Here is a 13,616-nt window from a genome sequence, read left to right as displayed (position 1 = left end):
CCCAAGCTGACCTCTGGCCGAAACGTGCTCTGGATCAAGTTCTTCCTGACCGCCGTTTATGCCACCATGTATGTGCGCGACCATCAGCGCCCCGCGTTCCATAACGCGCTGGGCGTCGATCCGGATTGGTATGCACATGAGGTCTTTACCAAGACCAGCGCGCTCAGCCGCCAGATTTTCCCGATCACCCTCGATATCGAGCATCCGCGCTGGCAAACCGGGCTGGTGCGGCTGCAAAAGGCCAATGCCGACCTGGCAGAGGCCCGCGCAGAGGGCGGCCTCGGAGGACGCTTGCGGTCGCTGGGCGCACAGATGCGCGCGGCCGCAGCCTTTGTCGGGCTCTACACCATTCCGGCGAAAAAGCACGCGCTGCCTGTCTCGACCCGGATGGAACCGGCCTATTGACCCAAGTGGGGGGCCAGCCCCCCACACCCCAGAGGTATTTCTAGCCAGATGAAAGTGACAACGTGACAAGCCCCTGGATCGCAGCGCTGATGGCGGTTTTTCTCTGGTGGTTCGCCACCGGGGCGATCCTCGTTGTCGTGCGGCTCTGCGAACGGCGGGGGGCCGTGGCCCGCAAACGGGCGGTGTTGATGGCGCTGCCGGTGCTGGCGCTTGGCATCTGGGGCTATGAGACAACGCTGACCCGGACCGATACCACCGCCGCCTGCGGCGCGTTTCTGGCGGCACTGGCGATCTGGGGCTGGATCGAGATGAGCTTTCTCACGGGCGCCATCACCGGACCCAACCAGCGCCCCTGCCCCGCGCATGTCGTCGGATGGGAGCGGTTCATCCGCGCCTGGGGCACGGTTGCCTATCACGAAATGCTGCTGACGGGCGTGCTGATCCTGCTCTGGCTCTATGCTGCGGATGCCGTCAACACCGTGGGGCTCTGGACCTTCAGCGTGCTCTATTTCGCGCGCATCAGCGCCAAGCTGAACCTCTATTTCGGAGTGCCCAAGATCAACACCGAATTCCTGCCCGCGCAACTGGCGCATCTCGCCAGCCATTTCCGCGTGGCCCCGGTGGGCTGGTTCTTTCCGCTCACGGTCTCGGCGCTCAGCTTTGCCGTGGCCTGCTGGCTGGAGCGGCTCTGGTCTGCGCCTACGCCCGGCGCGGCGGTTGGCTTTGCCCTGCTGGCGGCGATCACGGCGCTGGCGCTTCTCGAACACTGGTTGATGGTGCTGCCGTTGCCAGATGCAAAACTCTGGCGCTGGATGCTGCCTGCGCCCAAACCCACACCTGAAAAATTAAGACCGGAGGGACATCATGGATTTTGATGCCATGTTCACGGCGCAGTTGGATGCGCTGAAAAAGGAAGGCAACTATCGCATTTTCGCGGAACTGGAGCGGCAATGCGGGGCCTTTCCCAAGGCCAAGAGCCATGATGCCCAGACCCCCGAAGAGGTCACGGTCTGGTGTTCCAACGACTATCTCGGCATGGGACAGCATCCTGTGGTCCGCCAAGCGATGAAAGACGCGATCGACGCCTGCGGCACAGGGGCCGGCGGGACGCGCAACATTTCCGGCACAGCGCATCACCATCTGGTGCTGGAGCGGGAACTGGCCGATCTGCATGGCAAGGAGGCGGCGCTGCTTTTTACCTCGGGCTATGTCTCGAACTGGGCCGCGCTCTCGACCCTTGGCGCACGCCTTCCCGATGCGGTGATCCTCTCGGACGAGTTGAACCACGCCAGCATGATCGAAGGCATTCGCCACAGCCGCGCGAAAAAGGTGATCTGGCGGCATAACGACCCCGAGGATCTGGATCGCAAGCTGGCCGCCCTGCCCGCCAATTCCCCCAAGATCGTGGCCTTTGAATCCGTCTATTCCATGGATGGCGACATCAGCCCGATGGCGGAAATCGTCGAAGTGGCCGAAAAGCACGGCGCCATGACCTATCTCGACGAGGTGCATGCCGTGGGCCTCTACGGCCCGCGCGGCGGCGGTGTGTCTGAGGAACGCGGCCTTGCGCATCGCATCACCCTGATCGAGGGCACTCTGGGCAAGGCCTATGGCTGCATGGGCGGCTATGTCACCGGCTCTGCGGCGATGTGCGACTTTATTCGCTCGTTTGCCAGCGGCTTCATCTTTACCACCGCCCTGCCCCCGGCCGTGGCCGCAGCGGCAACAGCCAGCATCCAGCACCTCAAGGCATCGCAGGACGAGCGGCAGGCACAGCGCGCGCAGGTGGCGCGGCTGCGGTCGCTCCTCGACCGTGCAGGCATCCCGCATATGGAGAACGACAGCCACATCATCCCGGTGATGATCAAGGACCCGGTCAAATGCCGGATGCTGGCGGATATCCTGATGCGCGACTATGGCATCTATGTGCAGCCCATCAACTATCCCACAGTGCCCAAAGGTACCGAGCGGCTGCGCTTTACCCCCGGCCCGCTGCATTCGGACGCCGACATCGACCATCTGGTGCGCGCGCTGACCGTGCTGTGGAAGCAATGCGCCCTCGCGCATGCGGTCGCGTAATCCTACCGGCACACGGGCGGTGACAACCACGTGATCCGCCCGTCACCCTGATTGACCCAACCTCAAGACCGCCCACCTAATAGAAGGAGAGCGGAGGCGAGGAGGTCTCAGCATGATCAACCGTTGCGCGATCCTGATCCTGTGGCTGGCAAGCCTTGGCACATCTGCGCTCGCCGCGGATGTGGACCGGGGCAAGGCGATCTTCAAGGATTGCCGCGCCTGTCATTCCGTCATCGACGAGACTGAAACGCCGGTGGTCCGGGGCGGGCGCACCGGCCCCAATCTCTATGGCGTGATCGGGCGGCACGCGGGCAGCGTGCCGGGCTTCAACTATTCCACCTCAATGGTCGCGGCCGGAAAATCCGGCCTGCGCTGGAACGAAGAAGATTTCGTGGTCTATGTGCGCGATGCCACGAGCTATCTGCGCAATTATCTCGATGATCCGACTGCGCGCGGCAAGATGGCCTATCAACTGCGCGACTTGCAAAAGGCGCGCGATGTCTGGGCCTATCTCCAGACCGTGACGCGGCCTCCTGCGCAGTAGCTTCAGCGGATCTGGCGCAGCGGCACAACCTCGGCCCGCCCGGCAAGAGCGGCGCGGATCGTGCGCGCAATATCCGTGGCCGAGAGACCGGCATCGGCATACATATCCGCAGGCTCTGCCTGATCAATAAACCGGTCCGGCAGACACAGCGTGCGCAGGATCAACCCCTTGTCAAAGGCGCCACGCCGGGCCAGCTCGTGCATGACGATACTGCCAAAGCCCCCCATCGCCCCCTGTTCCACGGTGATGAGCGCGCGGTGATGGCTGACAAGCTGCATCAAGAGATCGGTATCGAGCGGCTTGGCAAAGCGGGCATCGGCCACGGTCACGGTGATCCCGTCATCCGCAACCATATCGGCGGCCACCTGACATTCAAAAAGATGCGCGCCAAAGCTGAGGATCGCCACGTCCGAGCCTTCCTCGATCACGCGCCCTTTGCCAATGGCGAGCGGCTTGCCCCGTTCCGGAAGGGCCACGCCGGTGCCGGACCCGCGCGGATAGCGGAACGCGATGGGGCCCGCGTCATGGGCGGCGGCGGTGGCGACCATATGGACCAGTTCCGCCTCGTCGGCGGCAGCCATCACGGTCATGCCGGGCAGATTGCCCAGATAACCAATATCAAACGCCCCCGCATGGGTTGCGCCATCGGCCCCCACCAGCCCCGCACGATCAATCGCGAAACGCACCGGAAGGCCTTGCAGCGCCACGTCATGCACGACCTGATCATAGGCGCGTTGCAGAAAGGTCGAGTAAATCGCACAAAACGGCTTCAACCCGCTTGCCGCCATGCCGGCGGCAAAGGTCACGGCATGCTGTTCGGCAATGCCCACATCGAACACCCGCGCCGGAAACCGCTCGGCCATCTTGGTCAGGCCGGTGCCATCGGGCATCGCGGCGGTCACAGCGACGATGCGATCATCGCGCGCGGCCTCGGCGACAAGGGCCTGACCGAAAACGCCCGTATAGGACGGCGCGCCCGGCTTGGATTTGGCCTGTGCGCCGGTGGCGGGATCGAACTTTGACACACCATGGCCCTTGTCCGCAGCCCCCTCGGCCGGGGCATAACCCTTGCCCTTGACAGTACAGACATGGATCAGAACCGGCCCCGTGGCCCGCGTGCGCGCGGCGCGCAGCACCGACAAAAGCTGCCCCATGTCGTGCCCGTCGATGGGGCCGACATATTGAAACCCAAGCTCTTCAAAGAGCGTGCCAGAGCCTGTCAGCCCCGTCACCAATTGCCGCGCGCGCTTGGCGCTCTCGCGCAGCGGCGTGGGCAAGGCGGCCTCAAACCCTTCGGCAAGGGACGCCATGCGCGCCAGAGGCTCGCTCGCGTACATCCGGCTGAGATAAGAGGACATCGCCCCCACCGGCGGCGCGATGCTCATTTCATTGTCGTTGAGAATGACGAAGAGGCGGCGGCCCTCGGCCCCGGCATTGTTCAGCGCCTCATAGGCCATGCCCGCACTGATCGAGCCGTCACCGATCACGGCAATCGCATCGCCCGTCGCCTGCCCCATGTCCCGCCCGACGGCAAAGCCAAGCGCGGCACTGATCGAGGTCGAGGAATGGGCCGCGCCAAAGGGGTCGTAGATCGACTCGCTGCGCTTGGTAAAGCCTGACAGCCCATCCTTTTGCCGCAGGGTGCGGATACGGTCGCGTCGGCCGGTCAAAATCTTGTGGGGATAGCATTGGTGGCCCACGTCCCAGATCAGCTTGTCCATCGGCGTGCTGAATACCGCGTGAATGGCCACCGTCAATTCGACCACGCCCAGGGATGAGCCCAGATGCCCGCCGGTTTCCGACACGGCGGAAATCACCTCGGCGCGCAGTTCATCGGCCAAGGCGGCCAATTGCCGGTCCGGCATCTGGCGCAGGTCCGAAGGCCCGGCAATGCGGTCCAGAAGCGGTGTGTTGGGTCTGGTGTGGGTCATGGCGGCCTCCTCCCCGGTGGCGCTGATGCCACCCGCGCGAGGGGCGGCAAGGGGGCAACGGGGGCGCATCATAGCGCCCCCGTGCATCGTCAGTTGCTGTAATCCGGCTCACCGCTGGTGGTGGCCAACTCTGGCCAGTCGCCGATCACATTGGTGCCTTGCAGGGGCTGCTGATAGCCCTTGTGGCAGGTCTTGCAGGCGGCCTTGGGCGCGTCGGCATAGACCGGGCCAAGACGCTCTTCGGGCAAGAGACCTTCGAGCGGCACGAGATAGGTGTTGTTCAACTCCAGCACCATCTCGATCCCGAGGATTTCCGTGCCCCACTGCGGCGTGACCTGCGACCCGTCATAGAAGGCGCGGGAATTGTGGCAGAACACACAGTTCACCCCAAGCGAGTTGCTGACATAGTTCATCAGCGAATAGGTCCGCTCGGCCTGCTGGATGCCCGGATACCCGTCCGTGCCCGGCACACCGGCCACACGGGACTCGAGGTCATGCACCTTGATGCTCTCGCCATCGAGAAGGTATTTCTCGAGCGCGTCCGAGGGCAACGAGGTGTATTGAGACTGCACCGTCACCCGGTTCTGATTGGCCGACCAGCCCTCGACGGTCTCATTGACCGGGCTGATCTTGAACCAGACATCCGACGGCACCGGCTGACCACGGTGGCAGGTGTAACAGGTCACACCCACCTCCTTGTTGGCGTTGACGTGGCCGGACCATTCCTCGTTGAGGTTCTGGGTCATGCCGATCATCACATGGCCAACCGCGGTCTGGTAATTGTCCGGGCTCTCGAAGAGATCGGGAATCCCGGTCCAGACGCGCATCGCAGCCAGCAGACGGTCATAGTTCTCGACCGTCAGCCCCTCCAACCCCGGCGGCACGTTCTGGCGTGCCTGACCGGCGGTCTGCTCGCCCCCCTGCGGCACCACCGGTGCCGACGTCGAGGCAAGGAAGCTCTCGATCGAGGGGTCGGGCTTGGCCAGATCGACCTTGAACTCGGGCACCGACATGCCCGTGCCACGCGGGCCGGTCTGGAGGCTCTCGGTGGCATAGGGCTGGCCCCATGTCACCAGAAGTGCTGCCACAAAGACCGCGCCGCCCACTGTGCCGATTGCAACCGCCGGACCAAAGATGTTGGTCGGATTGTCACGGTTCCATTTATCAAACCATTTGGGAAACATGGCTCACTCTCCTTTTCCGATGAAGGCCTCGTAAGAGCCATAAGCCTCGTAGCCGTAAGACCCGTCATACATCGGCGCAAAGTTGTGCTCTTGCGCCCAGATGAACCAGTTGTCCACGACCGTGCCGGTGAGCAGGATGCCGATACCACCCGTGATCGGGGTGAGAACTGCAAACCACCAGGCCCAGCGGTGAATCCCCTCCATCGTCGCGTTGAACCCCATGGTCCAGCGCCAGAAGAGAGCGGCGCGCTCGGACGCCGTGCCGCGGTCGACGATCTGCTCCAACTCGCGGTCGCCACCAAAGCGGGTGACAGCAAGGATGGTGGCACCGTGCATCGCAAAGAGCAGCACCGAGCCATAGAGGAACACGATCGAGAGACAGTGGAACGGGTTGTAATAGAGGTTGCCGTAGCGGATCGAGAAGGCCGTGGTCCAGTCGAGGTGCGGGAAGATACCGTAGGGCACCGCCTCGGACCACGATCCCATCAGGATCGGCCGGAAGAGGCCCAGCACCAGAAAGAGCCAGATGGCAGAGGCAAAGGCCCAAGCGACATGCTTGCCCATCTTGTGGCTTGCGGCCAGTTGATAGGTGCGCAACCACCAGGCACAGACGGCAACCAGCAAGAAGAACGAGCTGATGATATACCAACCGCCATCATTGAGCGGCGGCATCGACAGCCCGTGCTCCGGTCCCGGCGGCTCCAGCGACAGCCAGAAGAGTTGCCGCAGGAACTCTGGCAGAGACCAGCCCACCTGCGCCAGCATGTTGAGACCGACGATAAAGAACCACATGAAGCCGCTGATCATGCTGACCACACCCAGCATGCCGAGGTTGATCGGTCCGATCTGCGCGTTGCCAAGCCAGCCGACGAGGGTGGAGAAGAAGGGCTTGCCGGCGCGTTCGGCCATCAGCCGCCCGCCGGTGTCGTCCATGCCCATCTCGGGCGTGCCCTGCACCTGCACCTGGGTGAAAATGTTCTGATATTCAATCATGGTTCACATCCCTACCTGAGAGGGCCAGATCGGCAGGTCGAGCCACCAGTTCCACCACTCGGGCCAGCCCTTGGTCCAGACCGGGCCGGAAATGATGATACAGACTGCCGAAAAGAAGACCGCATTGATCGCCAGAAGAAATCCGACGCGGTGGATGCCCAGCGTGCCGACTGAATAGCCAATGAAGTCGCGAAAGAAGGTATCCTCGTGATCGGGCGTCTTCATTTCTTCGCCCTTCTCGGGATTGGCCGCCGAAAGGATCAGGCCGCCATGCAGCGCCAGCGCGAAGGTGGTGGTAAAGAACAGCGTCACCGCCAGCATATGCGCCGGATTGTAATGGAAGTGCAGATAGGCATATCCGGTGTTCGAGACCCAATCGAGGTGACTGAAGATCCCGTAGGGAAACCCGTGCCCCCAGGCCCCCATCAGAAGCGGGCGAAAGATCACCAGCGTCATGTAGGCCAGGATCGCGAAACTGAAGGCAAAGGGCACATGATAGCCCATCCCCAGCTTGCGACAGATTTCCACCTCGCGCAGCGCCCAGCTGATAAAGGCCCCGGTGGCGCAGAAGGTGATGATTTGCCACAACCCCCCTTCCATCAGCGGTGCCAGACCCAGACCGTAACTCAGGTCAGGCGGCGCGATGTTGATGAGCCATGGGTTGAACGTCCCCTGTTGCGACGCTCCCCAAAAGATCAGGATCGTGCCAAGGGCTGCGAAAAATGCGGTCGTGACCCCGAAGAAGCCGACATAGAAGGGCCCGACCCAAAAATCGAACAGATCGCCGCCAATCAGCGTTCCTCCGCGGACACGGTACTTTCTTTCAAAACTGAGCAAAGCCATCTCGTGGTCCCCGCGTTGTCCGGCCATCGCGGGTGCCCGCTCAGCCGTTTCGTTTCGTTAGGTAGCCGCGGGCGACGTTGTCCCCGCCCGCAGCGATCATTGGGACAGTGAAATCACTGACCATACTTGGCAGCGGCGATTTCAAACCAGTTGAAACCGTCGGTGCTGAGCAGCACGAGATGGATCATCGCGGCCAGAAGGAACAGGAACGCACCCTGCGCCACGAAAACGCGGCGGGGGTCGAAAATGAGCCAGATCTTGTAGAACTTTGCCATGTCTATCCCCTATCCTTAAAACCACGGGAACCAGATGAAGGTTGCAATGTGTGCAACCACTGCAAGTGCCGTGAACAGCCAAAGGCCACTCATGTACACAGAATGCAGCTCCTGGGCCTGCTCGTCGGTGAGACCTGTGAACGACAGGTCAGATTTATCAGCCATGAACTTTCCTCCGGAACGTTATGCTGACGTCGCGTGCCCCGCGACCGGGTCCTTCGAGGCCTGCATGGCCCCGCAGGTTTCTGTCCGCCCCATCATGGGACAGGCAGTCCGTGATCCCGGCCTTGTCAGGCCGAGAAAATCAATGGTGTGGTGCGATCCGCCTCGGCCCAGGCGCGGGCCAGCGGCCCCCGCAGGTCGAGGGTGCGGTACTGAACCGCCTCGCGCATCCAACGCACGGTTGCGAAGGGCAGAGCCAACGCAAAAATCAGAGCAAAATAGAGCTGAAACTCGAGACCACGGCGCCGCGCCTGACGGCTGCGCACACGGGGCGGGTTTGATGTCATGTCAGTCATCGTCTCAGTCCTCCTCTCGAACTGGAACCCCGGCCATACGGGGGGAAATCGCTTGAACGGTTTGCAGCACGACCCGTTCGTCGCCCTGCCGCAGCGCCGCATCTTCGGCGGCGTCGCGCAATGTCTTGGCTGCGGAAATCCGCGTCAGCACCGGATGGGTGGCGACGATACGCTCCAACTCGCGGGCGGCATCGGCATCCCAGGGGAAATCCCGGCGCAGCGGTGTGGGCGTGGCCTGAACCGCGTCCATTTCCGTGCCCAAAGGCAGGATGTGAAAGAGCGCGTCAAAGAGCCCGTTGCACACCTCCTGCAAGAGCCATGTCGCCCCCGCATAGCCCATCACCGGCGTCCCGGTAGCGCGCCGGATGGCCGCCCCCGGAAAACTCATGGGCAGAAACACCGGCTGCGGACCAAATCCCGCGCGCGTCTCGGCGAGATAGATCTTCTCGTTGATCGACCCCATCAGGATGAGCGGGCGTTTGGTATGCACAAGGCTGCGCACTTCTTCGTTGTTGGTCTTCTTGCCCGCACAGCGCGCCACCGCAAAGGCGCAGGGCAGACCCAGATCACCCTCGAGGTAATGCCGGATACCGCGCGCATAGGTCTCGTTCGCGACGATCCCGAAATTCGCCGTGGCAAAGAAATCTTGCGTCACCGACCGCCACAGATCCCACACGGGCTTGAGCGTCGAATGTTTCTCACGCGCGATGAACGGCTCAGGATCAAGCCCCAGCATCTCGCCCAGCTTGCGCAGGAACAACGTCGTGCTCTCGACCCCAATGGGCGCCTGCAGATAGGGCTTGCCCAGAACCTCGGCCAAACCGCGACCGAATTCGCGATACATCACGATATTGGCGTCGGCGTTGACCAGATTGCGCATCTCGGCCAGATGGGCACCGAGCGGCATCACCATATTGACCTCGGCCCCGATCCCTTCGACCAGACGCCGGATTTCATGCAGGTCCGAGGGCATGTTGAACGTGCCATACATCGGCCCGAGGATATTGACGCGGGGCGCGCTGCCCTCTTCGCGCGGTTTCTCGGGCGGCATCCGCCCCTTGGTCATGCCAAACTCGGTAAAGATCCAGGTCATCGCCCGGTCGGCTGACTGCCATTGATCCTCGTCAATGGTGCGCGGCAGAAAGCGTTGAATATTCGTGCCTTGCGGTGTCACACCGCCGCCGATCATCTCGGCGATAGAGCCGGTCACAACCACCGCCGGCAGGGCGGGATCAAGCGTGCCCCAGGCCCGCTTCATCGCCTCTTCGGTGCCCGATCCCATTTCGCTCTCGCCCAGACCCGTCACCACGATGGGCAACTCATGCGGCGGCAGCGCGTCGGTGTAATGCAGCACCGATGTCACCGGCAGATTCTCGCAGCCTACCGGGCCGTCGATCACCACCTGCAATCCCTTGGCGGCGCAGAAGGCATAGACCGCCCCCCAATATCCGCCCGCGCGATCATGATCCTGAATAAGCATCAGATCATCTCCTGCGCTTTGGCGGCACGCGCCTGCTTGTCGAGCTTCTTCTGATGCTGCGCGCGGAAATCGGGGCGCAGATTCGGGCTGCCTTCCCAGATACCGGCGGTGTCGCCTTCGCCCACTCCGGCAAAGAACTCGCGCATGCTGTCCATCCGGGCCTTGTTGCCCATGGCGGCATTGACCACCTCGGCCAGGCTGCCCGCCCCCGCCGGACCCATCAAGGGCCGCGCAGAGATGAGGTTGGTAAAATAGAGCGACGGGATGCCCTTGGCCTTGGCCTTTTGCACAACCGGCGTGGTGCCAATCGCAAGATCCGGCTGCACCGCTTCCATCGCGGCACAATCGTCTTCCAGCGAGGCGCGGAACTTGACCTTGACGCCCTTGGCCGCCAGCCAGTCGGCATCTGCCGCCGACCACGGGGTTTTCGGGCAGGCGGTGCCGACATAAGGCACATTGGCCCCACTCTCGATCAAGAGACGCGCCACCAAAAGCTCGCTGCCCTCATAGCCCGAGAGCGTGATCGTGCCCTTGATGGGCGCATTGGCCAGCGCGCCCTTGATGGCGGGCAGAAATGCGTTCTGCGCAGCGGCCACCCGGTCTGCGGACAGGCCAAAGGCATCACCGATCCCGGCAAGCCAGGCGGCGGTGCCATCATGGCCCACCGGGGCCGAGCCCACGATGGGGCGGCCTGCGGCCTCGAATTCGCGGATTGCAGCGGTATAGAAGGGATGGATCGCCGCCACCGCCCCACAATCGAGCGCGGCATATAGCTCGCGCCACTCGCGGCAGGGCACGACCGGTCCGGCAGCAAGACCCATGGGGGCCAACATCGCGCCGATCATCATCGGGTCCGCCGGGAACATCTCGCCCAGCAATGTCACGGTCGGACGGTCAGACTTGCCGCCCGCAGGGGCCGCCACCGGCCCCGCCATCACTTCCTTGCGGGCGTAATTGAGCATCGCCCCGGCCAGCACATCCTTGGCTTCTGCATGGGTGGGAATACCAAACCCCGGCACGTCGATGCCAACGATCCGCACCCCGTTGATTTCACTGGGCAAGAGGCGCAGCGGCACGCCGCTCGCGGTCGGCACGCAGAGATTGGTCACGACAATCGCGTCGAACCGATCCGGGTCGGCCATTTCATGCACGCTCTCGCGGATATCCTCAAAGAGCTTGCCGGTGACAAGTGTCTCGGAATTGAACGGCACATACCCCACCGAGCGGCGCGCCCCGTAGAAATGGCTCACAAAGGTCAGACCATAGACACAGCAGGCAGAACCAGACAGCACCGTTGCCACCCGCTTCATCCGCAATCCGACACGAAGCGAGCCGAACGCCGGGCACATGCTCTGCGGCTGGTCATGCGGCCCCTTGGGATAGTCGCGGGCATATTGATCGAGCAATTCGGATTGCCCCGCCATGCGCGCGGCCTTTTCCATCTCGCCGCCGGAATGGCAGCCACCCGCCAGATCGGGCGCGGTCTCAACGGCGGTGCCGGTGATCACGCGGGCCTCTGCGGCCCCGTCATATGTGACTTCATCGCTCATGACACCCGCCTTTGGGGGGATGCTCGCTCATCCCGGTTGATGATCTGATCTGCGGCCCAATCTGTGGCCTGAATATCGGCCAGAAGGCGGCGCAATTGCTCTGGACGCGCGCGCGCCAGCAGGCGCTGCACCTCGGCCAATGTTTCGCGGCGGGGGTCGTTAGACATCGTCATAAACCACCTCCAGCGAGGCTTTGGGGGCGGCATATTTGCCGCGCATGTCCGCGTCCGTGGCCGGAACCAGCACATAGTCGCCGCCCGTGTCCTTGCTGTCGAAGAGCGCAAGCAACCCATCCTGATCGAGCGGATTGGGGCGTACCGGCGGCGCGACAGAGACCGCGTTGGCCAGTTCGGCGAATAGATCGCCCCATTGGCTCGCCGCTGTGCCGACGATCTGGTAATTCGCAGATTTCTTGCGCAGGTCGTCATCCTGTGGGATCGCGGCCAGCACCGGGATATTGACCGCCTTGGCAAAGGCCTGCGCCTCGCCGGAATGGTCATCCTTGTTGATCACAAGGCCCGCGACACCCACGTTGCCGCCCAGCTTGCGGAAATACTCGACCGCAGAGCAGACGTTGTTCGCGACATAGAGCGATTGCAGATCGTTCGAGGCCACCAGAATGACCTTTTGCGCCATGTCCCGCGCGATGGGTAGGCCAAAGCCGCCACACACCACATCACCCAGGAAATCCAAGAGGACATAGTCGAAATCCCAATCGTGGAACCCGAGCTTTTCCAGCAACTCAAACCCGTGGATGATCCCGCGCCCGCCACAGCCCCGGCCCACTTCCGGCCCGCCCAGCTCCATCGCGAACACGCCGCCGCGCTTGAAGCAGACATCCCCGATCTTGACCGGCTCACCGGCCAGGTTCTTGCGGGTCGAGGTCTCGATGATTGTCGGGCACGCCTTGCCGCCAAAGAGCAGGCTGGTGGTGTCGGATTTCGGGTCGCAGCCGATCAGCAGCACGCGCTTGCCCATCTCGGCCATCATGTGGCTCAGATTGGCGAGCGTGAACGATTTACCGATCCCACCCTTGCCATAGATCGCAATGATCTGGGTCTTGGACTTGGGTTCGCCCTGCGGAATTTCGAGCGTCGGCTCTTCATGCGCTTCGTCGCGCAGCCGCTGGTCGAAATCCTTCAGATTCGGTACTTCGTCCTTCATGCCGCGTCCTTCCAGTTGAGTATCATTTTCAGGCAATCGGGATCGCTGAACGCGGTCCGATAGGCCTGCGGCGCGGCATTGGCCGACGCCTGATGCGTGATCAGCCCCCCGAGGCTAAGCACACCCGATTCCACCAGCGCCCGGGTCGCGGTCAGGTCGTCATGGACCCATTCCGCCGCCACGCGCAGCCGCGCTTCCTTCATGAACGCCATGGGAAAGGCAAAGCTGAGCGCTTGCGGATAGAACCCCGCCAGCACCACCTCGCCCCCCTTGGCCAAACGGCCAATCAGGGTATTGAGGATCGCAGGATCGCCCGAGGCATCGTAAATCGCGCGGTAATCGCGGCGCGTGTCGGTATCGGGATGGATCACCGGATAGCCCTGCGCGCCTGTGCTGCGCCCAGCCTGGGTTTCCCAGACGGTCGGCGCAGGGGCCCCCGCCGCAATCGTCAACCGCGCCAGCAACCGGCCCAGAACACCATGCCCCACGATAAGATCAGGCACCGCTTTGTCGAGACCCGCCATCGCGTGCCGCGCCGTCGCCGCCAGAGCCAAGAGCGCGCCTTCGGCCCCGAACCCCGCATCGATTCGGCAGACCCGCGACGCCTTGGTCACAAGCCGCGCCGAGGCACCACCAAAGAGACCGAAGGC

Annotated in this window: 15 protein-coding genes and 1 pseudogene; 4 read left to right on the top strand and 12 right to left on the bottom strand. The window is 63.1% G+C overall.

What is annotated here, in order from left to right:
* From KBT70_RS09445 to KBT70_RS09430, 4 genes and pseudogenes are all read left to right on the top strand, one after another.
* Positions 1-405, top strand: a pseudogene (locus KBT70_RS09445) (magnesium-protoporphyrin IX monomethyl ester (oxidative) cyclase); the annotation flags it as partial.
* Between the two features lie 62 nt (positions 406-467).
* Complete coding sequence (puhE, locus tag KBT70_RS09440) at positions 468-1,280, top strand: putative photosynthetic complex assembly protein PuhE (protein WP_296631871.1); 813 nt, start codon at positions 468-470, stop codon at positions 1,278-1,280.
* On the top strand, positions 1,270-2,484 hold the full coding sequence (gene hemA / locus KBT70_RS09435; RefSeq protein WP_296631868.1) for a 5-aminolevulinate synthase: 1,215 nt from the start codon (positions 1,270-1,272) through the stop codon (positions 2,482-2,484). Before puhE ends, hemA begins: the two co-directional genes overlap by 11 nt.
* A gap of 112 nt (positions 2,485-2,596) precedes the next feature.
* Positions 2,597-3,028 carry a c-type cytochrome gene (locus KBT70_RS09430; RefSeq protein ID WP_296631864.1) on the top strand — a complete coding sequence of 144 codons (432 nt, stop codon included), beginning with the start codon at positions 2,597-2,599 and terminating at the stop codon, positions 3,026-3,028.
* Positions 3,029-3,030: 2 nt separating this feature from the next.
* Here KBT70_RS09430 and dxs read toward each other — a convergent pair whose 3' ends face one another.
* The 12 genes from dxs to bchC all read right to left on the bottom strand — a co-directional run.
* On the bottom strand, positions 3,031-4,959 hold the full coding sequence (gene dxs / locus KBT70_RS09425) for a 1-deoxy-D-xylulose-5-phosphate synthase (protein WP_296631862.1): 1,929 nt from the start codon (positions 4,957-4,959) through the stop codon (positions 3,031-3,033).
* A gap of 89 nt (positions 4,960-5,048) precedes the next feature.
* Positions 5,049-6,143 (bottom strand): photosynthetic reaction center cytochrome PufC, encoded by a 1,095-nt coding sequence (gene pufC, locus KBT70_RS09420; RefSeq protein ID WP_296631857.1) that lies wholly within the window; start codon positions 6,141-6,143, stop codon positions 5,049-5,051.
* 3 nt (positions 6,144-6,146) lie between these two features.
* Positions 6,147-7,136 (bottom strand): photosynthetic reaction center subunit M, encoded by a 990-nt coding sequence (gene pufM / locus KBT70_RS09415; RefSeq protein WP_296631854.1) that lies wholly within the window; start codon positions 7,134-7,136, stop codon positions 6,147-6,149.
* Positions 7,137-7,139: 3 nt separating this feature from the next.
* Positions 7,140-7,979 carry a photosynthetic reaction center subunit L gene (gene pufL, locus KBT70_RS09410; protein ID WP_037268979.1) on the bottom strand — a complete coding sequence of 280 codons (840 nt, stop codon included), beginning with the start codon at positions 7,977-7,979 and terminating at the stop codon, positions 7,140-7,142.
* Positions 7,980-8,092: 113 nt separating this feature from the next.
* A complete protein-coding gene (gene pufA / locus KBT70_RS09405; RefSeq protein WP_008280385.1) occupies positions 8,093-8,254 on the bottom strand; it encodes a light-harvesting antenna LH1, alpha subunit in 162 nt (53 codons plus the stop codon).
* Between the two features lie 15 nt (positions 8,255-8,269).
* On the bottom strand, positions 8,270-8,419 hold the full coding sequence (gene pufB, locus KBT70_RS09400; RefSeq protein WP_008280386.1) for a light-harvesting antenna LH1, beta subunit: 150 nt from the start codon (positions 8,417-8,419) through the stop codon (positions 8,270-8,272).
* A 125-nt stretch (positions 8,420-8,544) separates the two neighbouring features.
* Positions 8,545-8,772 carry a cytochrome PufQ gene (pufQ, locus tag KBT70_RS09395; protein ID WP_296631843.1) on the bottom strand — a complete coding sequence of 76 codons (228 nt, stop codon included), beginning with the start codon at positions 8,770-8,772 and terminating at the stop codon, positions 8,545-8,547.
* Positions 8,773-8,776: 4 nt separating this feature from the next.
* On the bottom strand, positions 8,777-10,252 hold the full coding sequence (gene bchZ, locus KBT70_RS09390; protein WP_296631838.1) for a chlorophyllide a reductase subunit Z: 1,476 nt from the start codon (positions 10,250-10,252) through the stop codon (positions 8,777-8,779).
* The gene (gene bchY, locus KBT70_RS09385; protein WP_296631835.1) at positions 10,252-11,802 is read right to left on the bottom strand and encodes a chlorophyllide a reductase subunit Y; all 1,551 of its coding nucleotides are present in this window, start codon (positions 11,800-11,802) and stop codon (positions 10,252-10,254) included. The genes bchZ and bchY overlap by 1 nt, the downstream gene beginning before the upstream one ends.
* Positions 11,799-11,975, bottom strand: coding sequence for a hypothetical protein (locus tag KBT70_RS09380; protein ID WP_296631833.1), 177 nt, complete (start codon positions 11,973-11,975; stop codon positions 11,799-11,801). The genes bchY and KBT70_RS09380 overlap by 4 nt, the downstream gene beginning before the upstream one ends.
* Positions 11,962-12,966: a chlorophyllide a reductase iron protein subunit X gene (locus tag KBT70_RS09375; protein ID WP_296631830.1), complete on the bottom strand. Its 1,005-nt coding sequence runs from the start codon at positions 12,964-12,966 to the stop codon at positions 11,962-11,964. Before KBT70_RS09375 ends, KBT70_RS09380 begins: the two co-directional genes overlap by 14 nt.
* Positions 12,963-13,616, bottom strand: a 654-nt coding sequence (gene bchC / locus KBT70_RS09370) for a chlorophyll synthesis pathway protein BchC (protein ID WP_296631827.1), incomplete at its 5' end; no start/stop codon positions are given. The genes bchC and KBT70_RS09375, both read right to left, overlap by 4 nt.

Source organism: Roseovarius sp. (genome assembly GCF_018066915.1).
Lineage (GTDB): Bacteria > Pseudomonadota > Alphaproteobacteria > Rhodobacterales > Rhodobacteraceae > Roseovarius.
This window is presented reverse-complemented; position numbering and strand designations above follow the sequence as displayed.